The sequence below is a fragment of the Bradyrhizobium elkanii USDA 76 genome (assembly GCF_023278185.1).
Classification (GTDB): Bacteria; Pseudomonadota; Alphaproteobacteria; order Rhizobiales; family Xanthobacteraceae; genus Bradyrhizobium; species Bradyrhizobium elkanii.
This window is the reverse complement of sequence record NZ_CP066356.1, coordinates 6,225,656-6,246,826: the sequence shown is the minus strand read 5'-3', so window position 1 is coordinate 6,246,826 and position 21,171 is coordinate 6,225,656. Positions and strand designations below refer to the sequence as shown.

General features: G+C 66.0%; 20 protein-coding genes. 10 read left to right on the top strand and 10 right to left on the bottom strand.

The window, feature by feature from the left end; genetic code table 11:
• Both JEY66_RS30190 and JEY66_RS30185 read right to left on the bottom strand, forming a co-directional pair.
• Nucleotides 1-780 carry a class II aldolase/adducin family protein gene (locus tag JEY66_RS30190; protein WP_026192517.1) on the bottom strand — a complete coding sequence of 260 codons (780 nt, stop codon included), beginning with the start codon at nt 778-780 and terminating at the stop codon, nt 1-3.
• A 146-nt stretch (nt 781-926) separates the two neighbouring features.
• A complete protein-coding gene (locus tag JEY66_RS30185; RefSeq protein ID WP_018270654.1) occupies nt 927-2,576 on the bottom strand; it encodes a glycosyltransferase family 39 protein in 1,650 nt (549 codons plus the stop codon).
• A 339-nt stretch (nt 2,577-2,915) separates the two neighbouring features.
• Here JEY66_RS30185 and JEY66_RS30180 point away from each other — a divergent pair, with 339 nt between their 5' ends.
• A complete protein-coding gene (locus JEY66_RS30180; protein WP_018270655.1) occupies nt 2,916-3,794 on the top strand; it encodes a hypothetical protein in 879 nt (292 codons plus the stop codon).
• 177 nt (nt 3,795-3,971) lie between these two features.
• On the top strand, nt 3,972-4,385 hold the full coding sequence (locus tag JEY66_RS30175; protein WP_018270656.1) for a Ros/MucR family transcriptional regulator: 414 nt from the start codon (nt 3,972-3,974) through the stop codon (nt 4,383-4,385).
• Between the two features lie 4 nt (nt 4,386-4,389).
• On the opposite strand, the gene JEY66_RS30170 is transcribed toward JEY66_RS30175, so the two are convergent.
• Together JEY66_RS30170 and JEY66_RS30165 are read right to left on the bottom strand one after the other, a co-directional pair.
• On the bottom strand, nt 4,390-4,821 hold the full coding sequence (locus JEY66_RS30170; RefSeq protein WP_018270657.1) for a SufE family protein: 432 nt from the start codon (nt 4,819-4,821) through the stop codon (nt 4,390-4,392).
• A gap of 144 nt (nt 4,822-4,965) precedes the next feature.
• Complete coding sequence (locus JEY66_RS30165) at nt 4,966-5,346, bottom strand: DUF5330 domain-containing protein (protein ID WP_016841842.1); 381 nt, start codon at nt 5,344-5,346, stop codon at nt 4,966-4,968.
• A 434-nt stretch (nt 5,347-5,780) separates the two neighbouring features.
• Between JEY66_RS30165 and JEY66_RS30160 the strand changes: the two genes are divergently transcribed.
• Both JEY66_RS30160 and JEY66_RS30155 read left to right on the top strand, forming a co-directional pair.
• The gene (locus JEY66_RS30160) at nt 5,781-7,592 is read left to right on the top strand and encodes a PAS domain-containing sensor histidine kinase (protein WP_041482627.1); all 1,812 of its coding nucleotides are present in this window, start codon (nt 5,781-5,783) and stop codon (nt 7,590-7,592) included.
• A complete protein-coding gene (locus JEY66_RS30155) occupies nt 7,585-8,325 on the top strand; it encodes a peptidoglycan-binding domain-containing protein (protein ID WP_026192519.1) in 741 nt (246 codons plus the stop codon). Before JEY66_RS30160 ends, JEY66_RS30155 begins: the two co-directional genes overlap by 8 nt.
• A gap of 120 nt (nt 8,326-8,445) precedes the next feature.
• On the opposite strand, the gene JEY66_RS30150 is transcribed toward JEY66_RS30155, so the two are convergent.
• Nucleotides 8,446-10,089, bottom strand: a complete 1,644-nt coding sequence (locus JEY66_RS30150) for an ankyrin repeat domain-containing protein (RefSeq protein ID WP_018270659.1) — start codon at nt 10,087-10,089, stop codon at nt 8,446-8,448.
• Between the two features lie 241 nt (nt 10,090-10,330).
• Here JEY66_RS30150 and JEY66_RS30145 point away from each other — a divergent pair, with 241 nt between their 5' ends.
• The gene (locus JEY66_RS30145) at nt 10,331-10,675 is read left to right on the top strand and encodes a DUF1491 family protein (protein WP_016841837.1); all 345 of its coding nucleotides are present in this window, start codon (nt 10,331-10,333) and stop codon (nt 10,673-10,675) included.
• Here JEY66_RS30145 and JEY66_RS30140 read toward each other — a convergent pair.
• Nucleotides 10,672-11,604, bottom strand: coding sequence for a DUF2336 domain-containing protein (locus JEY66_RS30140; RefSeq protein WP_018270660.1), 933 nt, complete (start codon nt 11,602-11,604; stop codon nt 10,672-10,674). The genes JEY66_RS30145 and JEY66_RS30140 overlap by 4 nt on opposite strands.
• A 292-nt stretch (nt 11,605-11,896) precedes the next feature.
• On the opposite strand from JEY66_RS30140, the gene JEY66_RS30135 reads away from it, so the two are divergent.
• On the top strand, nt 11,897-12,091 hold the full coding sequence (locus JEY66_RS30135) for a hypothetical protein (protein ID WP_026192521.1): 195 nt from the start codon (nt 11,897-11,899) through the stop codon (nt 12,089-12,091).
• Nucleotides 12,092-12,107: 16 nt separating this feature from the next.
• The gene (locus JEY66_RS30130; protein ID WP_018270661.1) at nt 12,108-12,875 is read left to right on the top strand and encodes a hypothetical protein; all 768 of its coding nucleotides are present in this window, start codon (nt 12,108-12,110) and stop codon (nt 12,873-12,875) included.
• Nucleotides 12,876-13,032: 157 nt separating this feature from the next.
• On the opposite strand, the gene JEY66_RS30125 is transcribed toward JEY66_RS30130, so the two are convergent.
• Nucleotides 13,033-13,893 carry a LysR family transcriptional regulator gene (locus tag JEY66_RS30125; protein ID WP_016841833.1) on the bottom strand — a complete coding sequence of 287 codons (861 nt, stop codon included), beginning with the start codon at nt 13,891-13,893 and terminating at the stop codon, nt 13,033-13,035.
• A gap of 92 nt (nt 13,894-13,985) precedes the next feature.
• Between JEY66_RS30125 and JEY66_RS30120 the strand changes: the two genes are divergently transcribed.
• Complete coding sequence (locus JEY66_RS30120) at nt 13,986-14,828, top strand: MBL fold metallo-hydrolase (protein WP_016841832.1); 843 nt, start codon at nt 13,986-13,988, stop codon at nt 14,826-14,828.
• On the opposite strand, the gene JEY66_RS30115 is transcribed toward JEY66_RS30120, so the two are convergent.
• The 3 genes from JEY66_RS30115 to JEY66_RS30105 are packed head-to-tail and all read right to left on the bottom strand — an operon-like array spanning nt 14,825 to nt 18,295.
• Entirely contained in the window at nt 14,825-15,445 is a 621-nt protein-coding gene (locus tag JEY66_RS30115; RefSeq protein ID WP_018270662.1) for a DUF1254 domain-containing protein, read from the bottom strand. The two genes, JEY66_RS30120 and JEY66_RS30115, sit on opposite strands and share 4 nt — an antisense overlap.
• Nucleotides 15,442-16,020 (bottom strand): DUF1214 domain-containing protein, encoded by a 579-nt coding sequence (locus JEY66_RS30110; protein WP_016841830.1) that lies wholly within the window; start codon nt 16,018-16,020, stop codon nt 15,442-15,444. Before JEY66_RS30110 ends, JEY66_RS30115 begins: the two co-directional genes overlap by 4 nt.
• Nucleotide 16,021: 1 nt before the next feature.
• Nucleotides 16,022-18,295: a transglycosylase domain-containing protein gene (locus tag JEY66_RS30105; RefSeq protein ID WP_018270663.1), complete on the bottom strand. Its 2,274-nt coding sequence runs from the start codon at nt 18,293-18,295 to the stop codon at nt 16,022-16,024.
• Between the two features lie 289 nt (nt 18,296-18,584).
• Between JEY66_RS30105 and JEY66_RS30100 the strand changes: the two genes are divergently transcribed.
• Nucleotides 18,585-19,121, top strand: coding sequence for a YcgN family cysteine cluster protein (locus JEY66_RS30100; protein WP_016841827.1), 537 nt, complete (start codon nt 18,585-18,587; stop codon nt 19,119-19,121).
• 159 nt (nt 19,122-19,280) lie between these two features.
• Nucleotides 19,281-20,873: an MDR family MFS transporter gene (locus tag JEY66_RS30095; protein WP_018270665.1), complete on the top strand. Its 1,593-nt coding sequence runs from the start codon at nt 19,281-19,283 to the stop codon at nt 20,871-20,873.
• The last annotated feature ends 298 nt before the right edge of the window (nt 20,874-21,171 follow it).

Here is a 21,171-nt window from a genome sequence, read left to right as displayed (position 1 = left end):
TCAATCACGATAACCGGGATTGACCCGGTCGAGCTTGCGCAGCAGCGGCGGCCAGACCAGCTGGGTCGAGCGCAGCTCGGCGCGATCGGGGTTCGACAGCAGCTCGGTGTTCTTGTCGATCGCGTGCTGGTCGACCGGATAGGCGATCGGTCCGAGCGCGCGGGTCGCCACCTGCATCGAGCAGGCGCGCTCCAGATGGTACATCCGCTCGAACGCGGACGCGACCGAGCGGCCGACCGTCAGGGTGCCGTGATTGCGCAGCAGCATGTGGTTCTTACTGCCGAGATCGCGCTGCAGGCGCGGGCGCTCGTCATGATCGAGCGCGATGCCTTCATAGTCGTGATAGGCGAGGTCGTGGGTGACGAGCTGCGCGGTCTGGTTCAGCGGCAGCAGGCCCTCGGGGCCGCTCGACACCGCGGTGCCGTCGACGGTGTGCAGATGGAGCACGCAGCCGGCGTCCTCGCGCACCTCGTGGATCGCCGAATGGATGGTGAAGCCAGCCGGGTTGATGCTGTAGTCGCTCTTCGAGAGCTGGTTGCCGTCGAGGTCGACCTTGACGAGGCTGGAGGCGGTGATCTCGTCGAACATCAGCCCGTAGGGGTTGATCAGGAAGTGGTGCTCGGGCCCCGGCACGCGCGCGGAGATGTGGGTATCGACCAGATCGTCCCAGCCATAGAGCGCGACCAGCCGGTAGCAGGCAGCGAGATTGATCCGCTGCTCCCATTCCGCCGCACTCATATCCGACGGCACTTCCTTCAGGCGCGCTTCCGCTGGCGACATGGCCGATTGCTCCATTGATGGCGTTATTGCTTGATCCAAGCGTAGCGCCGCCGGCGGACCGCAGCAAGGCAGGGTAACGGCGTGACAGTCATGTCGGCATGCGGCCCACGATCCGAACGGCGATCGTCAGTGGGCAGCGTGATGCGTTACGGCGCCGGGATCGCCAGCAGGCTCGAGATGCTGCGGCCGCGGATATCGTAGACGCGGGCGAACACGACGTCGTCGCGCTTGATCTCGACCATGACCGGCGCGGCCAGGCCCTTGCAGTAGAATTCGCCGAGCGTCATCGCGAAATCGGCGGCGTTGCTGTCCCAGCCGATCGTGAAATCGGGGCCGAGCGCGACCTGCGCGGGGCGCTGCGGTCCGCACACTGCGACCTTCCACTTGCGGTTCTGCGGCGGCACTTCCTGCCGCTCCGCCAGTTGCTCGCGCAGCCCGTCGGATGCCTGCTTCAGCGCCAGGCCCCAATAGTCCAGCATGAAGAAGTTGTCCGCGGTCCGCACCGTGCCGGCGATGTGGTTGAAGTGCGTGTACTGATACGGATGCAGGCGGATCATTTCGCTGAGCGGCAACAGGAGGCCGAACGCGAACACGGCGAGCGCCGCGGGCTGCCAGGCGCGGCGGTTCTCGCCGAGCCAGTCCATGCCGCGCGCGAATGCGACGCCGGCCAGCACCGTCATCGGCGGAATCACGAAGATGAAGTGGCGGATGCCGTTATAGAGCGCCGGCCGCTTCACCATCGCGATCACCAGCGGCAGCGTCGCCGCCAGCGTCAGCATCAGCATGATCGACTTGCGCTTTGCGGTGACGTCGTAGCGCGACAGCGACATCAAGGTGATGACGACGGCGGCGGCCAGCAGCACCAGCAGCACTTCGGGAAGCTGCAGCGCGAACAAGGTGGGCAGATAGGACCACGGCATGTCCGGCACCGACACCAGCGCGCCGTCGAACATCTCCTTCCACGGTTTCTCGAAGAAGTGCGAGAAATAGGTCACCGCTTCGAGCGGATGTCCGGGCTCCATGATCGACCACGGCCAGATCAGGCCCATCACGAGATAGCCCAGCACAAGCCCCGGCAGCAGCACATAGACGACATGGGCAAAGCGGTGGGTCGCCTCGCGCGGGCCCTGCTTGCGGAACTCCTCGATCAGAAGCGGGACGAAGCCGACCACGGCGTAGATCAATGCGAGCCCGCCGAGCACGCGGCAGCCGATCGACAGGCCGGCCCCCAGGCCGACGATCAGGATGGTGCGCGGCGAGGGCGCCGGATATTCCTCGATCAGGCGCACCAGGCCCATGATCAGGACCACCATCGCCACGGCGAACGGCGCATCCTTGGGATTCATGAACATGTGGCCGTAGAAGGTCGGGCACAGCGCCAGCAGCAGCAGCGCCGCCAGTCCCGCCAGCGGGCCGCCGACGCGGCGCGCCAGGCGCCAAGTCACCGCAAGGCCGATAACGCCGACGATCGCACCGAGCAGGCGGCGCGTCTCGAACAGTTCGAGCGGAATGATCTTGTGCAGCAGGGCCGCGGCCATGTCGAAGCCGCCGCCGTACATATACAGATTGGCAAACGACAGTGCGCCGGTGTCCTTGAACCCGGACTCGTACATGCGCAGCAGGAGGTCGGCATATTCAGCGTGGGTGTAATCGTCCCAGCCCAGACCGTAATCGCGGAACGTCAAGCCGGCGACCACGGCGACCACGCCGAGGACGAGGACAGCGAGATCGTCGCAGGTCTTCTCCACCGAGCGCCGCGCAGGCGCCTCGAGGGCAGACGTCGTAATCGATGACATAGCTAGTGATACCGGCGTGCCTGTGGCCCAGATTGGCGCTTTAGGGCCTCATTCCCCGGCATCCATAGCGCAGTTCCGTTTCCGAGTAATTGGTAATTGTGGCGTAATTTCCCAGATGCGTTGCAATAAATTGGCAGCAATTCGTAGCCAGTAAATCTACGGGAGCTGGCTGCCCGACAGTCACTGCGGCCGCGGTGAAGCAACGCATCGCGGCTTGGTTAAGCGGGATTTTAGGGAACTCTGTCTACAATTGGCGGTTGGCGGTGTGGGCAATATGACGGTATCGTGGCGTTGGTGGCCCGCGCCGATTTTCGGTCGGGTCTCCCGGGGGTTAGTTCGATGAAGGTTGGTCTGTTGGTCGTCGGCGCGGGCCTGGTCGTGGCGGGCTTGGCGGCGGTCGGCCTCGGAATTCCAAACAAGGAATTCAGCGTTGGCGGCACGTTGATCGCGACAGGCGTGACCGGCGCATGTACCGGCGTGATTGTTGTGGCCCTTGCCGCCATCCTTCGCGAACTCCAGGCCATGGGCGACCGGCTCGATGCCGTCGTTGCCGTGGGTCTGCGGTCCGGGTCGCCGTCTGCAACTTCCCCGCGCGGCACTCCCGACGATCCGGTGTTCCCGCCGCCTGAGCCGAAGGTCTCGGCGCCTCCGCCGCTGGCTCCCGCGTCCCCGCCATCCGCGCCGGCGGCGCCGCCGCCCTGGCACGACGAGATCGCCTCGCGCGGCGCATCAGGCGAGGTGCCGCCCGCGCCCGCGGATGGTTCTGCACCGCCCAAGCGGCGCAATCTGCTGTTCTCCTCCTCGCGCAAGGACCGCGAACGGAGCCAGGGGCGTGCCGCCGAGCCGCTCACGCCGGATCTGTTGTCGCCGGAACTGCGCTCGAATCCGGGCGGTTCGGCCGAACCGGCGCCGGCAACCTTCGACGATGCCTGGCCGAAGGCCGACCGACCGCGGTCGGTCGACGTCGCCGCCCGGCGCGGCCCCCGGACGCCATCGACCTTCGGCGAGGCCCAGTCGGCCGCCGCCGCCTCGCCGTCATCGGGCCATCCGCCGCCGCCCCAGGAGCAGCCGCCGGTGACCGTGCTCAAATCGGGCGTCGTCGACGGCATGGCCTATTCGCTCTATTCGGACGGATCGATCGAGGCGCAGATGCCCGAGGGCATGATGCGATTTGCCTCGATCGACGAGCTCAGGTCGCATCTGGAGCAGCGGCCTTAAGATCCGGGCCAATACTTGCGCGCGGCCGGCCCGAAGCCGGAAACGCGGCCGTTGTTGTCAGATTTGCTGTAATTTGTGCATATTCGCAAAGTAGTACGCGATTCCATTAATGTATTGCTGCGCATGGATACTGTCCGGTGCGCGCCGGGCTGTCGATAGCACGGGGAAGATTGAGCCATGTCCGATACGTCAGGCAAAACGCCGGTCGAGCTGACCGCCAACATCGTTTCGGCCTATCTCAGCAACAATCCGACGCCGGCCTCGGACATTCCGAACCTGATCAGTCAGGTCCACTCCGCCTTGCTGCGGGTGTCGAGCGGACGCAGCGACACGCCGAGCGAGCCGGCCAAGCCCGCGGTGTCGATGAAGAAGTCGATCACGCCGGAATATCTAGTGTGCCTCGAGGACGGCAAGCGCTTCAAGTCGCTGAAGCGCCATCTGCGCACCCAGTACAACATGACCCCGGAGCAGTATCGCGACAAATGGGGCCTGCCGGCCGACTATCCGATGGTGGCGCCGAACTATGCGGTGGCGCGCTCCCAACTCGCCAAGAAGATGGGCCTCGGTCAGCAGGCGCGGAAGCGGAAGTAAAGATCTACGCGGCGGACGCCAGCGCCTCGCGCGCATCGTTGCGGATGCGGTCGACCATCGAGCGCAAGCCGTTGGAGCGTTGCGGCGTCAGATGGTCGCGGAAGCCGAATTCGTCGAACAGCGCAAGCGCGTCGGTGCCGAGGATTTCCTTGGGCGTCTGCCCGGAAAACAACGTCAGCACGATCGCGACCAGGCCGCGCACGATGTGGGCGTCGCTGTCGCCGATATAGATCAGGCGCGGTTCGCCGTTGGCATCGCGCTCGACCCGCTTCGACAGCCAGACCTGGCTGACGCAGCCCTGCACCTTGTTCTCGGCCGAGTGCTCCGCCTCCGACAACGGTTCGAGCGTGCGGCCGAGCTCGATGACATAGCGGTAACGGTCGTCCCACTCGTCCAGCAGCGCAAAATTGTCCCTGATTTCGTCGATCGTCGTCATCGTGGCCCGCGTCCTGTCCTTGACGGCTTATATAGGAAGACGGGCCGCGAAAGCGATGAAAATGGAACCGGTTCCCGGTTGTTTTGACGCGTTTTCTTCACGCGAACCGGGATCCGCTTCGCGCGACAGCACTTTGGTTTCCCCTTACGGCGTCGGCGGCAGGCGGAATTCGATGGACTGATCGTCCGTGGTCAGCGTGTCGCGGGACGCGGTGGCTGAATCGGTATCGTCCTGGCCGATCGAGCCGGTGTGGTCGGGCGGCTTCTTGTCGGTGATGATCTGGTAGAGCTTGCGCGCCCCGTCGGTCGCGCGCTGGCCGATCGCGGTCGCGGCCTGGCCGCCGACCTCGCAGGCGGACGGCTGGCGCTTGCAGAACTGACCCATGTCGTTGATCGTCGCGGTCGCGGCCGACACCGCATCCGACGCGCTGATCTGCGGCGTCTTGTCCGCTTCGGGTGTCTTGTCTCTCGGCAGCAGCACGAGCACAAGCCCGAGCCAGAATGCCAAACGCAGCAGGAAGAACATGGCGCGATCCCGGTCGTCTGTCTTGTCTTGCTTCTTGCGCGGTCGATGCCGCTATTGGCCTTGAGGGTTAGCATCGGTCGATAAATCGGAAGTATCTGCATTGAAGTAAATCCGCCGAAAAATCGCGGAAAATTCGCCTGAATTGATTCGCCGTAAATTTTCGATTGATGGCGGCCGACGCGCGTCGGCTGCGCAGGATCCGCCGTGTCCACCATTTCGAAACCATAGAATGTCGCATCCGGAAACCAGCCGTTCACCATCCCCCGACAAATGGCCGGTGAATAGCGGGTCAAACCCACTCCAATGCGCGGTGTTTGGCGGCAGGCCGCCCAGCCTTAGCGTTCGCTTAAGTTCGCTCTGACACGTTGACCTGCAATCACGAAGGAGGCGTTCCGGCGCGTCTGTGTTGACGATTGAGCCGAAGCGCGAGTGCTGTGAGTAGTTTGAGTCTGATCCGCGATTGCCTGGATGCGCTGCTGCATCCGTCGGCGCAATATGATGCGCTGACGCGTGCGCGCCATCGTGCCTTCATGGCGCCGCGGCTGCTCGGCAGCCTGGCGGCGCTTGCCTCGTTCCCTGCCTTTCTTGCGATGCGCGGTGCGCCGACGGCGATCGAAGTCGCGGCATTCGCCTGGCTGATCGCGCCGATCCTGCTGTCATGGTTCCTGTCGCGCACCGGCCGCTATGAAGGCGCGCATGTGCTCTCGTCGCTGGCGCTCGCCGGTCTCGTGATGATGATCGCGGCGACGACCGGCGGCATCGCCTCGTTCGCCGCCGTGTGGCTCGTCGTCATTCCGATCGAGGCGGCGCTGTCGGCGTCGCGGCGCGTGGTGGCGTTTGCGTTCGCGCTGGCGATGATCTGCGCGGCGCTGCTGAGCGTGCTCGGCCATTATCACGTGCTGCCGGTCGTCGATCCCGCGGTTGCGTCGAACAGCACGCTGGTCGGCTTCGGAGTCGTGTCGGCGATCTTCTACGCCGCCGGGCTCGCCTTCGGTGCGGAGTCGCTGGCGCGCACCAGCGTGGCGCTGCTCTATGTCGAGGAAGAGCGTTACCGCCTGCTCGCCCATAACATGAGCGACGTGCTGTCGCGGCACAGCCGCAACGGCGCGGTGCGCTTCATTTCGCCCGCGGCCGAGAACATGCTCGGCGTGCCGGCATCGCGGCTGTTGGGCCACGGCCTGTTCGACCGCGTTCATGTCGCCGATCGCCCGGCCTATCTCACGGCGCTGTCGGACGCCGCGCGCGGTGACTCGCGCAGCGTCGAGTTCCGCGTGCGCCGTGACGGTGCGCGGGGCGAGGTCGCCGCCGAATTCATCTGGGCCGAGATGCGCTGCCGCCCGCTCGATCAGGCCGCCGCCGATGCCGAAGTCGTCGCCGTGATCCGCGACGTGACCGATCGCAAGGTGCAGGAGCAGGCGCTCGAACAGGCGCGCAATGTGGCCGAGCAAGCCGATGCGTCGAAGACGCGCTTCCTGGCCACCATGAGCCACGAACTGCGCACCCCGCTCAACGCCATCATCGGCTTCTCCGAGATGATCGCGCAGGAAGACGTGCTCGGCCTCGACGTGGCCCGCCGCAAGGAATACGCGCAGCTGATCAACGATTCCGGCCAGCACTTGTTGTCGGTCGTCAACGGCATCCTTGACATGTCGAAGATGGAGTCGGGCAATTTCGAGATTTCGCCGGAGCCGTTTGCGCCGCGGCCGGCGCTGCTCAATTGCTGCAATCTGGTGGCGTTGAAGGCGCGCGAGAGCGGCGTCGACCTCGTCACCCGCGTGCCGGACGATCTGCCGATCGTGAACGGCGATCCGCGCGCGTTCAAGCAGATCGTGCTCAATTTGGTCTCCAATGCCATCAAGTTCACCGAGCGCGGCGGCAAGGTGACGGTGTCGGCCGGCGTCGAGGGATCGCGGCTGGTGCTGCGTGTCTCGGACACCGGCGTCGGCATCGCCGCCGATGATCTCAAGCGAATCGGCGATCCGTTCTTCCAGGCCGGCAAGACCTATCAGCGCCGCCACGAAGGCACCGGTCTTGGTCTTTCGATCGTGAAGGGGCTGGTCGGCCTGCACCACGGCGAAATCAATGTGGAGAGCAAGGTGGGCGAGGGCACCACGGTGTCGGTCGCGCTGCCGCTGGCGTTCAACCCGCCCGCCGCCGTCGAGCCGTCCAGCAACGTCTCGACCCTGAAGCCCGCGCTGCGTTCCGGACTACAAGAGCAAACCCATCAGGTGAAGAAGAGTGCCTAGACAGACTTTGGATGACGATGAAACGCCGCGCCGTCGCCGCGGCGCCAAGGCGGTGGCCATCGCGGCCGAGGAGGAACGTGGCCTCGTCCTGCGCCTGCTGCTGCACAGTCCGAAGGATCTGGTTGCCGGCGTGCTGGCAACGTCTGCCATTGTTGCGATCCTGATCAATGCGCTGTTCCTGCAGGCCGGCCGTCATCCGTCGCCGATGTTCGGCGGTTCGGTTGTGACGCTGCCGCCGCCGGCCCCGGTTGCCGCGGCCGCCAGCCCGATACCGCGCCCGCGTCCGGCCGAGGCGGCTGCCCGATCGGCCGAGCCCGTCGACGTGAAGCCGGTGGAGACCAAGCCGGCCGAGACCAGGTCCGTCGAAGCCAAGCCGGCAGAACCCAAAGCCGAGGCCAAGCCGGTCGATCCGATGGCCAATCTGGTGCTGAAATCGACCGCCGCGCCGCCGGCCGCCGCACCGTCCCCGGCTGCCGCGCCGTCCAGCGTCATTCGTCCACCCGCGTCGATCCCGACACAGCATCTGAGCCCGGCCGGAAAACGCATCGCCGCGGTCCAGCGTACGCTGACGGAGTATGGCTACGGCCAGCTCAAGCCGACCGGCACGATCGGCGCGGATACCCAGCACGCCATCGCAAAGTTCGAGCGCGCCCGCAAGCTGCCGGTGACCGGCCAGATGTCCGATCGCCTGGTGCGCGAGCTCAGCGCGATGATCGGGCATTCGATCGAGTAGCCTCTCTGCGAAGGCATCGAATGCGTATTCGTCATGCCTGGGCTTGTCCCGGGCATCCACGTCTTTGACACCTGTGGAAGCTAAGACGTGGATGGCCGGGACAAGCCCGGCCATGACGCGTTAGGGCGTCTCGCCCAGCAGAACGTCCCTGACGTCGTCGGAGAACAGCTTCCTGCGGCCGGCCACCAGCACCCATTCCGGATCGTCGCGATCCGGAATGGCGCGCGGCATCCCGTGATCGAGCAGGGCCTGCGCGCAGCCCACCCAGTCGCCGCCGCTGACCGGCTCGTTGCAGGAGGCCCACGACAAGGAGCCGGACGCGTTGTCGCCGAAGCCGTGCTGTTCGGTCCACTCCGCGCCGTGCTCGAGCAGGAATCGCGTCAGGGCAGCGTTGCCGCGGAAAACCGCGTGATTGAGCGCCGACGCATCCCAATCGCCGCCGCGTACCGTGATCGGCCAGCCGAGCTCGACCATCAGCCGCACAGCATCGTCGCCGCCTGCCGCGGCGAGCTCCGGAAGCAACCGCAATTGCTGCGGTGAAAGTGAACCTGGAAGATCGGGCCGGCCGGCCTGGATTCGCCGCGCCTCGCTCTCGTCACCGCTGCTGCATGCCGCGACGAACCGCTCGTCATCGGCAAGCGTCTCATCGCCCGTGCGCTCGCGCAGCAACTCGGCGACCTCGGTCAGTCCGAATTGCAGCGCGTATCTGTAGGCGCTGAGCCCGCCTGGTGTCGTGATGCGCGGATCCGCGCCGGCGTCGAGCAGTGTCGCGATGCAGGTCCGCGACCGCCGCCGGCGAATCGCCCACAGCAGCGGCGAGCCGCAATCGGTCAGCGGCGCGTTGCCGGCGGGTTCGTTCGGATTGCCGCCGTGCCGCAGCAGCAAGTCGAGCGCCGCCACGTTCTCGTCGTCGAGCACCTTGTACATCGCGTTGGTGCCGGCGATCCGCGCGCCATGCTCGAGCAGCAGGCCCGTCGTCACCGAGCCTTCGAGCGAGTGGTACAGCGATTCATTGTCGTTCGGATTGGCGCCCGCTTCGAGCAACAGTTTTGTCAGCTCGAGATCGTGGTTGCGGCCGGCGGCGCCGTACAGCGCTGACAGCGGATTGCTGTCATCGGGCGCGTCGAGCGACCCCGGCGGCCAGCGGCTGCTGATGTGCTGGTCGGGATCGGCGCCGGCTTGCAGCAGCAGGCGTGCGCAGCGATGCAGCCGTGCCTGAAATTCAGGAATCTGCAACAGGCTGGAATGCGTGACCGCGACCAGCGGCGGCAGTTTCAAGGGACCGCCGGGACGGTTGAGCCATGCTGGATCGCCGTTGGCGGTGCGTTGCACCGTCTCCTCGTCGCCGATGGCGCAGGCGAGATAGGGATCGTCGGCGACAAGGCCGGGATCCTCGGTGAGCATCCGCGCCGCAACGCGCGGGTTGGCGCGGTCGGTGGTGCCGGCGACGTCTGCGGCATAGACCAGCTGCAGCCATCGCCGCACGCGATCGGCCTTGCTCTTGCCGGGCGGCAATTGTGCGTCGACATAGCGCCGCAGGTCCGGCCAGGAGGCGAAGCCGAGATCGCGCGCCACGCAGGACTGCGCATCGTGCAGCCGCAGATCAAGCGCGGCGATCTCAGTATCGCTGCGCCCGGCCGCAGCCGGAAGTGCATGCCGGAAACGCGCGTAAGCCTCCGGCGCCTGCCGCCGGTAAAGGCGAATGAGCTCCTTGGCCTGCTTCTTCAGATGTTCGAGATTCAATCGCGCGGGCGATCGGTCCATGGAAACCTCCGTGCATCAATCGCCGATGGTCCACAAAACCGGCTGCACAAAGGCTTGGTTGGCCGCTCAATTGGTGCAAGTGGGTTCAACCCTTCCCGTGGACCCGGGTGCGGCTTGCACCGCAGACTCAAGGATATGGGTGGCGGTTGGTTCGGTCAACCCGCCGCTGCGTGACCCGCCGCTGCGTGACGACATCCGTGACAATTGGACGTGGCCGCGCCGCTGGCCTATAGCTCGGCGCATGCGATTGAAAACCAGCATATGGGTCGCGGCGTATCTGCGCCGCTGCCAGACCGAGGGCGTGTTCGGTGCAGTCCGCAAGAAGGGCGCTGAGGAAGCCGGTGCCGTGTTCGTCAAGGTGGCGCTGATGGACGGCAACGCGATGCTGTATGCGCCGGCGCCGCAGACGGTCTATGACGACAGCCGTCCAGTCGAGCGGCTGTTCGTGCCGACCGCGCCACAGCCGGTGTCCGAGCCGTCTGTCGAGGAGCGCTTGACCAAGGAGCTCCGCTTCGATCCCGATGCCTGGATCGTCGAGACCGAGGACCGCGCCGGGCGACACTTCCTCGATCTGGCGAAGGGTTAACCTCCAGACTTCTGATTTCGGACAGCGGGTGCGCTGCCGGGCTGCAACGCGGGCCGCGTCTGCGAGGATGCCGCGCGCACGCGATGGCGCTCATCGTCATAGAGCGACGAGCGATATCTGGCGCGGGCCACCGCCATGGTCGAGCCGCGCCACGCCGCCAGCATCACCAGCGCCGAGCGCTCGCTGAGGCGATCATAGAGCCGCGACAGCCGATAGACATAATTGACCGAGGAGCCGGCTTCGGGATTGAGGAACATCAGGATCCGCTGGAACGCGGCGCTCGACACGTCGAGCGCTCGCATCGCGCAGGCGAGCGGCTCGCCGCCGGGATCGTTGACCACGTCGGCGGCGATCCGCGACGGCAAAATCAGCGCCTCGCCGAGTTCGAGCGTGAAGTTATCGAGGTCCTCGGCAAACGCCGCCATCTCCAGGATATGGATCGCACGCGCGGCACGCGCGGCCGGGATCCGCGCCGCGGCCTTCAGCGGCGTCTCCTGCAGATTGTGCAGGATCTGCGCGCGCTCCGTCGTGTTGGCGGCAAAGAACATGTCGGAGATTTCGGCGGCATCGTTCGGCCGCATGGCGAGGCTCGCCGCCATCCGCAGCTCGGCTTCGGTCGGGATCTTGGCCGGCAGCGCGGAGGGGGCGGGCGCTGGAATTGGCGCGGCCGCCGGCATCGGCTGGTCGGGACCGACGCGGCGCAGCCCGAGCTTGTCCATGATCCGGGCTGGCGTCGCCGGATAGATCGCAAGTCGCGCGCGGACCGCGGCCCGTGTCGCGTCGTCGACCTCGTCGATCAGGCGCGTCGTCAGTTCGACGAACTGGCGCTCTTCATCGGCGGAATGTGCGCTCGCCTGCACATAGAGGTCGGTCAGGACGCGCAGCAGCGTCGGGCGGATGTCGACGCCCTCGCGACGGGAGAGCGTCATCAGCCCATCGAAACCAGGAAATAGCGGAGCTGCGCTCATCTCGGGCGTACGCGACTTGCCAAACTTCGGTTTGAAAACCTTGTGGCAGCGAGCCTACGCAGGCTGTTTTAAGAGGCAGTTAAGGAAAACAAGCCGTGAAGGTGAATGGTCGAATTTGCGCGTGTCTATTAAGGCACAGCGCCATATCCGTAACCGTCCGTACCGGCGGCTTAAGATGTCATTAACCATGCGCGTTCTTAACTCGGCGTGCGCGGGGCAAATCATGTCCGTGCGGGGCCAGAGAGAACGGAACATGGGCACCATCGTTGAGTTTCCGGCGGATGCGGCTGCACGGCGGCCGGGCATGGCCGGTGCTGCCGGCGAAGGCATGGGGACCGTACTGATCCTTCCCGTCGTCCGGATCGAGCGAACGACAGAGGAGACCGGTGGTGGTCGCGGACCGGAGCAGGGCACTGCGCAGGGCCGCCGTCGCCGACGCCGCTCCTGATCGCGGACATCGGGCGATGCCGCAGCTTGTGCAGTGGACCGTCGCGCGGCGGTCACTCCCGGCGCTGATCCTGCTGCTGGCGGGCTCGGCGCTCGCCGGCTGCAGCGGCGGCGATTTCGGCCGCACCCGCGCCGATTTCCGCAACGACGACATGCATCGCTGGATCGGCGCCGAGGCGACCGGCAGCATCGGCAAGAACGCCTCGCAATTCCAGCTCACCGAACACGAACGTCAGCTGCGCGACCTCGCCTATCAGTTCATCGAGCCGCCGCTGTCGCGTCCGGCGTGGAAGAGCGTGTTCGGCGACTACCAGCCGCTGCCTTCGCCGTGGCGGCAGAGGGTCGTGTTCGATCGCACCGCTTATGGCCGCAATCTGATCGACGAGCCGCATCGCTCGTTCGCCTCACGCTATTCGCTGCTGATCGATGAGGTGCGCGACGACATCACCCGCTTCGAGCCGTTCTTCGCCACCGCGATCCAGGTGATCGAGCTCGATCGCAAGCGCAATGCCAGCCTCCACATGATCGCCGATGTGTCGCCGCGCGAGCGGGCTGACGCGGTGGCGCGGATGGAAGAGAACACGCTGATCGTGCAATGGGTCCAGCAGGCCCTGGAGCGGCGGATCTCATCCTATCGCTGGGCGCTGGAGCGGCTGGTGATCCAGGCGCCCGACGGCATGGCGGCCGACGCCGAACGCCAGATCAACGAACTCGCCCGGCTTACCGCCAACGCACCGCTCATCTCCGCGCCGGTCACGGGCCAGGCCGTGGTGACCAAGGGCTAGTGTCCCGAATCCGAAGTTCGCATCATTTGCCGCACCTTCGGGGCGAACTTCGGATTCGATAAGGACACTAGCAAACTTATGATTCTAGTGTGCTTTATGAATGCGAAGTTCGTGAAAGTGGCTGCCGCGAAATCGCACGAACTTCGCATTCAGCACACTAGGCGCGCTTCGGCTTCTTCGCTGTCGATTTGATCCGGCGACTGTTGGCTTGCCGTGGCAGGCTCGCAATGAATGCTTTCAGCGCGTCGGAGGGCGGCTGGGCGGAGGGGTAGGCGAGGCCGACCTGGCGCGTCACGTCGATATCGATCGCGCGCATCGTGACGTCAGGATTGCCGCGCGCCACGCCCTCGGGGACGATCGCGACGCCGACCCCGGCCGCCACCAGCGCCATCGCCCACTCCTCGGATTCCGCGATCGCCACCGGCTTGCGCGGCGGTGAGGCACGCTTGAAGAATTCCTGCTGCTCGCAATGGCAACGATCGATCATCGGAACGCCGGCGAAATCGGTGGTGCGGAGCGTCTCCTTCAGCGTCAGGGGATGCGAGGGCGGCAGTGCCGCGACATAGCGCTCGCTCCACAGCGGGATGAAGTGCTCGCCGGCGCCGACCATGGTCTTGGCGACGATCCGCGCGTCGGCCTTCTCGCTGGCGCCGACCAGCCGGAGCGCAAGGTCGGTATTGCCGGTCAGCGGCTTGAGCAGCGCGATAGTCCGGGCCTGATCGAGCGTCCGCAACAGGCCGAGCGTCAGCGCCTGCCGCGTCGCGGGGTTGCGGAAGAGATTTCGCGCCGCATCCGCCTCGTCGATGATCCGGCGGGCGATGCCGTGAAACTGCACGGCTGAGGCCGTCGGGGCCATGCCCTTCTTGTGCCGGATGAACAGCGTGGTGCCGAGCTCGGCCTCGAGATTGGTGATCGCCGCCGAGATCGACGGCTGCGAGATGAAGCAGCGTTTCGCCGCGGCGGTCAGATTGCGCTCGCGGTAGACCGCGGCGAAGTAGCGGAGTTCGCGGATATCCATAGGCATATCCTATCACATAGATAGAAAGACAATATTTTACCTATGGAAACGCCGGTGGCAAGTCTGCGCGCTGTTACAGCGGAGGACCTGTCATGCGCATCCACCATCTCAACACCGGCACGATGTGCCCGATCGGAAAGCGGCTCGTGAACGGCAGCGGCAGCATCTTCCAGCGGGCGCGGATGGTCTGTCATTGCCTGCTGGTCGAGAGCAATGACGGCCTTGTGCTGGTCGACACCGGGATCGGGCTCGACGACATCGGCGATCCGCCGCGGCTCGGACGCAAATGGGTGCGGCAGACGACGCCGCGGCTCGATCCGGCCGAGACGGCGGTGCGGCAGGTCAAGGCGCTCGGCTTTTCAGCTGATGATGTGCGCCATGTGCTGCTGACGCATCTCGATCGCGATCACGCCGGCGGCGTGCCGGACTTTCCGAAGGCCAAGGTGCACGTCCATCGCAAGGAGTACGAGATGGCGGTGACGCATCAGGTCGCGCCGCCGCAGGGGCGCTATATCACGGCGCAGTGGCGGCATGGGCCGGACTGGGCGTTCTATGGTGCCGGCGGCGAGGACTGGTTCGGCTTCAAGGGCGCGCGTGCGCTCGGCGACCGCGAGCCGGACATCCTGATGATCCCGTTGCCGGGCCACACGCTCGGCCATTGCGGGATCGCGGTGCGCGACAACGACAAATGGCTGCTGCACGCCGGCGACGCCTATTTCCACCACGCACAGCTCGATGCCAGGCCGCGGATCCCGCTGGTGCTCGGCATGTTCCAGCGCCGCGCGGACATGGATCGCGCGACGCGCATCCAGAACCAGGAGCGGCTGCGCCAATTGAAGGCGGCGCATGGCGCTGATGTGACGATCGTCAACAGCCACGATCCCGTCGACTACGAGACCTGCCGCTGCGGCCGGCACGCACTCGCCGTGAGCTAGCGCTTGCGAGCGGCAGGCGGCGGAGCCGGCGCGGGCAGCGGCGGCGGCGCCTCCTGCTTGGCCGCGACCGGCTCGGTCTGCACCTTGCACGAGGAGGCGGCGAGCGAGGCCTGCGCCTGCGGCATCAGGCCGGGCTCCGGCGCCAGCGCCTTCAGCAGGATCAGGCCGGTTGACGTCGGCGAGTCGATGATCAGCCGGTCGGCGGCGGTGATTTCCTCGTCCTCCGGCAGCTCGTTGTGCTGCGCCTCCGTCATCAGGTCGAGCTCGATCACCTTCTTGCCGGCGGAGCGGTCGTTGATCGCGTAGTAGGCGACCTCGTTGCGGGTATAGAACGACACCGACGTATAGGCCTGGCTGACCGGCACGGTGAGCTTGAGCGGTCCGGTCGAGAGATCGTAGCGGCAGATCGCCACCGCGAAGGCCGGATCCATCAGCGGCATCGGCGAATGGCTCGGGTCGGCGAGCGGCAGCTGGGTCACCTCGTTGAGCTTGGTCATCGGCGTCAGCCGCGAATAGGCGTCCTGCGAGGCGATGCGCGGCAGCGCCAGCACGCTGACGAGATGCACCACGCCGCCGAGCAGCACGCCTGCGAGGATGGTGAGCAGCAGGCGGATCATGGGCAACCCGTCGTTGCGATCGACGGCATCGGCGCGTCGCGCTGCGTGCGGGTCGCGACCCCGACCGGCGTGTCGTAGAGCCGCAGCATCAGCGCGTAGCGCTCGATGCCGCCGGTCGGCAGCCAGTTGCCGGCGCGCGAGCGCGAGGCGATGTGGATCTCGAACGTGCCGTCGGAGGCGCGCATGATCTCCTGGCTGGTGAAGCCGTAGCGCTGCAGCGTGTTGGCGACCAGGTGCCCCTTGCGGTCAAACAGCGTCAGCGTCCAGAACCGCGCAGCCGGCGTCACGCCGCTGACCACGATGTCGCAGCGGCCGTCGAGCGGCTTGTTCTTGTCGTCTGTGGTCGCCGAGAACGCGATGCCGTCGCCGGTGCCGATCGGCAGCTCGCCGCTGCGCGCGATGGTGGCGCGCGAATAGGGATCGACGTCGGAGGTGCCGCTCTTCGGACGCGCGGTCCAGGCGCCGATCTTCAGCGTGCCGAGATCGGTGCCGCGGGTCGCCGTCGCATAGGTCAGGCCGAGGCCAACGGCCGTGGCGATCACGAGTGCCAGCAAGGTGGTGAGGAGGAGCCGCACGTCAGTTCTTGCGTGGCACGGCCGGTGTCGCGCCGTCCGGCCCGGCCGCGGCAACGTAGTTTTCGGGGAACGCCAGCGCGCTCGAGGACTCGGCCTTGCCGGTCTTCGAGGGCTCGTTCAGCGTGGTCTTGCCGGCGGTCCTGGCAGCGTCGTCGAGCAGCTTCTCGACCCGCACCAGGATATCCGCGCCGCGCTTGGTCAAGACCGGCGGCGGGCCGGGCTTGGTTTCCAATACGCGCGGCGCCGCGCTGGTCTGGGCATTGGCCTGCGCCGGCTGCGGCGGCAGCTTCTGGCCCATGCCGACGCCGACCAGTTCTTTCACTTCCACGCCCTGATGCGCGGCGACCATGATGTCGTGCCAGGTCTGCGCCGGCAGCGAACCGCCGGTCATGCGGTTGGTCGGCGAATAGTCGTCATTGCCGTACCAGACTGCGCAGGTGAAGTTGCCGGTGTAGCCGACGAACCAGGCGTCGCGATAGGCGTTGGTGGTGCCGGTCTTGCCCGCGGTCGGAATGCCGTCGAGCGCGGCGCGGCGCGCGGTGCCTTCGCTGACCACGTGGCTCATCATGCCGGCCATGTCGGCGGCGATGTTCGGCGGAATGGCCTGCCGCGGCTTCGGGCCGTCGCGGTCCCAGCGCCAGACCAGGTCGCCGGCGCCGGTGCGCACCTCGAGCACGGAATGCGGCGTCACCGCCTTGCCGCGGTTCGGGAAGGTGGCATAGGCGACCGCGTGCTCCAGCACCGTGACTTCGTCGGAGCCGATCGGCAGCGACGGCGTATCGGGCAGCGGCGCCTTGAGGCCGAAGCGGCGCGCGACCTCGACGATCTTGGCGCGGCCCGCCTTCGGCCCTTCCTTGCCGCCCATCATGATCGAGAGCTTGACCGGCACCACGTTGATCGAGCGGGTGATCGCTTGCGTCAGCGTGACCTGACCCGAATAGGAATGGCCATAGTTCTGCGGGCACCAGTTGCCGATGCAGACCGGGCCGTCGACGATCTTCGAATTCGGCGTGAAGCCGTTCAGCAGCGCCGTGGTGTAGACATAGGGTTTGAACGACGAGCCGGGCTGGCGATAGGCGTCGGTGGCGCGGTTGAACTGGCTTGCACCATAGTCGCGTCCGCCGACCATGGCGCGGATGCCGCCGTCGAGATCGGACACCACGGTCGCGGCCTGCGTCGCGTGATAGTCGCGCCCGAACTGGCGCAGCTGGTTCTCGATCGCTTCCTCGGCCGCCTTCTGCACGTTCATGTCGATCGCAGTGCGGACCACGAAGACGCGCTCGGTGTAGGATTTCGGGAAGGTGTCGACCAGCCTGCGCATCTCGTCGAAGGCGTAGTCGAGATAGTAGTTCGGCGAGTTCTCGTCGCGCCGGTCGACCGCGACCGCGGGATTGCGGCGGGCGCCGAACACCTGGCCCTCGGTCATGAAGCCGGCATCGACCAGGTTGTCGAGCACGACATTGGCGCGGGCGCGCGCCGCGGGCAGGTTGATGTGCGGGGCGTATTTGGTCGGCGCTTTGAACAGGCCGGCGAGCATCGCGGCCTCCGCGAGGTTCACGTCGCGCACCGACTTGTTGAAGTAGAAATGTGCCGCGCCGTCGACGCCGAAGGTGCCGCCGCCCATATAGGCACGGTCGAGATAGAGCTTCAGGATCTCGTTCTTGGTGAGCCGCGTCTCCAGCCAGATCGCGAGGAAGGCTTCCTTCACCTTGCGCTCGATGGTGCGCTCGTTGTTCAGGAACAGGTTCTTGGCGAGCTGCTGGGTGATCGACGAGCCGCCCTGGCGGACGCCGCCGGCCTGCGCGTTGGTGACGAGCGCGCGGGCGAGGCCCGGCACGTCGATGCCGAAATGGTCGTAGAAGCGGCGGTCTTCGGTCGCGAGCGTTGCCTTGATCAGATTGTCCGGAAAATCTTCCAGCGGGATCGAGTCATTATGCTTGATGCCGCGGCTGCCGATCGGGTTGCCGTAGCGGTCGAGGAAGGTCACCGCGAGGTCGGACTTCTTCAGCCAATCCTCGTCGGCGGTCTCGCGGAAGGCCGGGATCGCGAGCGTCAGCATCAGGATCATGCCGCCGAGCCCGAGCGTCGCGGCTTCCGACAGCGGCTCGATGAACACCCAGCGCTTCCAGCGGCCGACATAGAAGCGGTCCATGAAGGTGGAATAGCGCTCGTAGAGCTCGCGCAGGCCCTTGCCCGACGAGAACAGCGTCGAGTCGATACGCGCATCGAGGTCCAGGAAGAAGTTCCGGACCTTCTGTTTCCAATGCGACGGCATGATCTGAAAGGACCGGACCCTTGATCAGTTCGACAGCGCTACGGGTGCCCAAAACGGACACGGGCCAGCGTCTTGCTTCGATGTTGCGGCAATCCCAAGGCGCTTTTGCGTCGTTGGGGACTCGTTCATTCTTCTATCCGAGCGGCTGCCATAAACCAATGGTGCGGCTTGTGAATTTAATGAAAGCCGTAACGCTGCCCACCGGCTTTTTCGACCCCGCAATAACCACCCCCTTGCGGAGGGAGCGTCGGCATCCCAAGAAGAGTTGCACCGCCATTTCAAGGATATCATGACCGCACCGCCCAAGCGCCCGTCGGACCAGGAGGGATTCTTCTGGAAAACCAAGACGTTGGAAGAAATGTCCAACGCCGAATGGGAGAGCCTGTGTGACGGCTGCGCACGCTGCTGCCTAGAGAAGCTCGAGGACGAGGACACCGGCAAGATCTATTTCACCCATATCTCCTGCAAGCTGCTCGATTCCGGCCTCTGCACCTGCAAGGACTACCCGAACCGTTCCGACCAGGTTCCGGATTGCGTCCGCCTGACCCCCGAAAACGTCCGGACGCTGAACTGGCTGCCGCCGAGCTGCGGCTACCGGCTGGTGGCCGAGGGGCGGGACCTCTATTGGTGGCATCCCCTGATCTCGGGCGATCCCAACACCGTCCATGAGGCCGGCGTCTCGGTGCGCGGTCGGGTGGAGGGCACCGAACTCGACGTCAACGACGCCGATCTCGAGGATCATATCGTGCGATGGCCGGCGCTGCTGCCGAAACGGGCACAATTGAAGAAGCGGCCGAAAATGCTGGGCAAGACGACCAAAGCGTGACGCCGTCGCCGCGTCCGCGATCACGTCACCGCGAGAACATCGCGGCGGGATGCACCCATGCGCTGGGGTGCCTGCCTCAGCATTCAATTGCTGCATAAATTGCAAAGCAGAGAATGATTCCATCGCGGGACGCGCCCGCGCAGCAGCATTACGCCCCAAATGAACAAGTATGAACGGCAGAGCCGGATTCCTGCCGACCAAGAGACATTGCCTGACGACATTGCCGAAGAGCTGTCTCATCTCCCGAGCGAGGTGATCGAACTCAGTGACGCGCCGCCGCTGGCGCCGCCGGCACCGCTCAATCCGGACGAAGTCCGCACCATCGTCATCAGCCTGATGCTGACGATGTTCCTGGCCGCGCTCGACCAGACCATCGTCGCGACCGCGCTGCCGACGATCGGGCGCCAGTTTCACGACGTCACCAATCTGTCCTGGGTGATCACGGCCTATCTCCTGGCCTCGACGGCGGTGGCGCCGGTGTTCGGCACGCTGAGCGACATCTATGGCCGCCGCGTCATGATCATCACCTCGCTCAGCCTGTTCGTGGTCGGCTCGGTGCTGTGCGCGATCGCGCCCAGCATGACCATGCTGATCGTTGCCCGCGGCCTGCAGGGGCTCGGTGGCGGCGGCATCATGCCGGTGGTCCAGACCGTGATCTCCGACGTGGTGAGCCCGCGCGAGCGCGGCCGCTACCAGGCCTATTTCTCCAGCGTCTGGATGGCCGGCGGCATCCTCGGCCCGGTCGTCGGCGGCGTGTTCGCCGAGCATCTGCACTGGTCGATGATCTTCTGGATCAACCTGCCGCTCGCGGCGGCGGCGCTGGCGCTGCTGCTGCCGAAGATGGGCAAGATCCCGGTGTTCCACCGCAAGCGCAAGGTCGACTGGCTCGGCGGCATCCTGCTGATGGCCTCGGCCGTCGTGCTGATGCTGGTGCTGACCTGGGGCGGCACCCGTCTGTCCTGGCTGTCGCCGACCATCACCGCGATGGTGGGCGCGTCGATCGCGCTCGCCGGCGCCTTTGTCTGGCACGCGCGCCGCGCCGACGAGCCGTTCCTGCCGCTGTCGCTGCTCGGCGGCTCGGTGGTGCCGTTCGCGATGGGGGCGGGCGGCTGTGCGCTCGGCGCCATGGTCGGCCTCACTGTGCACCTGCCGCTCTATTACGAGGTGGTCTATCACCTCACCGCCAGCGAGGCCGGCCTCGCGCTGATCCCGCTCGCGGCGATCTCGACCTTCGGTGCGGCGATCGCCGGCCGGACCATGGCGAAGGCCAAGCACTACAAGCGTGTCGCGATCGTCGGCACCTCGGTGGCCGCGATCTGTGCTGTCGGCATGGCGGTGACGACGCTGCCGCTGTGGGGATTGCTGCTTTTGATGAGCGTGTTCGCGCTCGGCCTCGGCACCACTTTCCCGATCAGCGTGGTGTCGCTGCAAAACGCGGTGGCACGGCCGCAGGTCGGCACCGTGACCGGCGCGATGAACTTCTTCCGCGCGATGATGGCCTCCTTCACGGTCGCCGCCTTCACCACCATCCTGCTGATGACGCTGGGGACCGACATCTCGCTCGCCGGCGAGCATCATGCCGCGGCCAGCACCGTCAGCGCGATCCCGATGGCCGACATGATCCATGCGTTCCGCTACGTGTTCGGCGCCGCCGCCGTGCTGCTGACCACCGCCTCGATCTGCATGATCACGATGGAAGAGCGCCCGCTCGCCGGTCCCGCCGCCCACCCGCCGGCGGAGATGGCTGAGTAGGGGGGTGGCCTCGTACACCGCTGTCGTCCCGGCGGACCCATACGCCGCGGCGGATGTTGTGAATCGGACTCGTCGTTCCAACATCGCGTAACAATCAGCATCCGTGGTCATGGATTCCTGCCTTCGCCGGGACGACACTGAGCTTGTCGCACGGCCAGCGGGCAACAATCCGCGATCTCGCGACATGAATTGCCCGAGCGTTGCTTTTCGTTCCGCTCTCTCCGCTTCGCTCGCCCTGCGTAATTTGCGCAGCGGGGAATGACGATCCGAGAGATCGGCGCCCCACGACCTTTTATTC

Excerpts from the sequence above, each read along its gene's own strand:
- JEY66_RS30190 (WP_026192517.1), bottom strand. The coding sequence starts at position 780 with ATGTCGCCAGCGGAAGCGCGCCTGAAGGAAGTGCCGTCGGATATGAGT.
- JEY66_RS30185 (WP_018270654.1), bottom strand. The coding sequence starts at position 2,576 with ATGTCATCGATTACGACGTCTGCCCTCGAGGCGCCTGCGCGGCGCTCG.
- JEY66_RS30180 (WP_018270655.1), top strand. The coding sequence starts at position 2,916 with ATGAAGGTTGGTCTGTTGGTCGTCGGCGCGGGCCTGGTCGTGGCGGGC.
- JEY66_RS30175 (WP_018270656.1), top strand. The coding sequence starts at position 3,972 with ATGTCCGATACGTCAGGCAAAACGCCGGTCGAGCTGACCGCCAACATC.
- JEY66_RS30170 (WP_018270657.1), bottom strand. The coding sequence starts at position 4,821 with ATGACGACGATCGACGAAATCAGGGACAATTTTGCGCTGCTGGACGAG.
- JEY66_RS30165 (WP_016841842.1), bottom strand. The coding sequence starts at position 5,346 with ATGTTCTTCCTGCTGCGTTTGGCATTCTGGCTCGGGCTTGTGCTCGTG.
- JEY66_RS30150 (WP_018270659.1), bottom strand. The coding sequence starts at position 10,089 with ATGGACCGATCGCCCGCGCGATTGAATCTCGAACATCTGAAGAAGCAG.
- JEY66_RS30145 (WP_016841837.1), top strand. The coding sequence starts at position 10,331 with ATGCGATTGAAAACCAGCATATGGGTCGCGGCGTATCTGCGCCGCTGC.
- JEY66_RS30140 (WP_018270660.1), bottom strand. The coding sequence starts at position 11,604 with ATGACGCTCTCCCGTCGCGAGGGCGTCGACATCCGCCCGACGCTGCTG.
- JEY66_RS30135 (WP_026192521.1), top strand. The coding sequence starts at position 11,897 with ATGGGCACCATCGTTGAGTTTCCGGCGGATGCGGCTGCACGGCGGCCG.
- JEY66_RS30130 (WP_018270661.1), top strand. The coding sequence starts at position 12,108 with ATGCCGCAGCTTGTGCAGTGGACCGTCGCGCGGCGGTCACTCCCGGCG.
- JEY66_RS30125 (WP_016841833.1), bottom strand. The coding sequence starts at position 13,893 with ATGGATATCCGCGAACTCCGCTACTTCGCCGCGGTCTACCGCGAGCGC.
- JEY66_RS30120 (WP_016841832.1), top strand. The coding sequence starts at position 13,986 with ATGCGCATCCACCATCTCAACACCGGCACGATGTGCCCGATCGGAAAG.
- JEY66_RS30115 (WP_018270662.1), bottom strand. The coding sequence starts at position 15,445 with ATGATCCGCCTGCTGCTCACCATCCTCGCAGGCGTGCTGCTCGGCGGC.
- JEY66_RS30105 (WP_018270663.1), bottom strand. The coding sequence starts at position 18,295 with ATGCCGTCGCATTGGAAACAGAAGGTCCGGAACTTCTTCCTGGACCTC.
- JEY66_RS30100 (WP_016841827.1), top strand. The coding sequence starts at position 18,585 with ATGACCGCACCGCCCAAGCGCCCGTCGGACCAGGAGGGATTCTTCTGG.
- JEY66_RS30095 (WP_018270665.1), top strand. The coding sequence starts at position 19,281 with ATGAACAAGTATGAACGGCAGAGCCGGATTCCTGCCGACCAAGAGACA.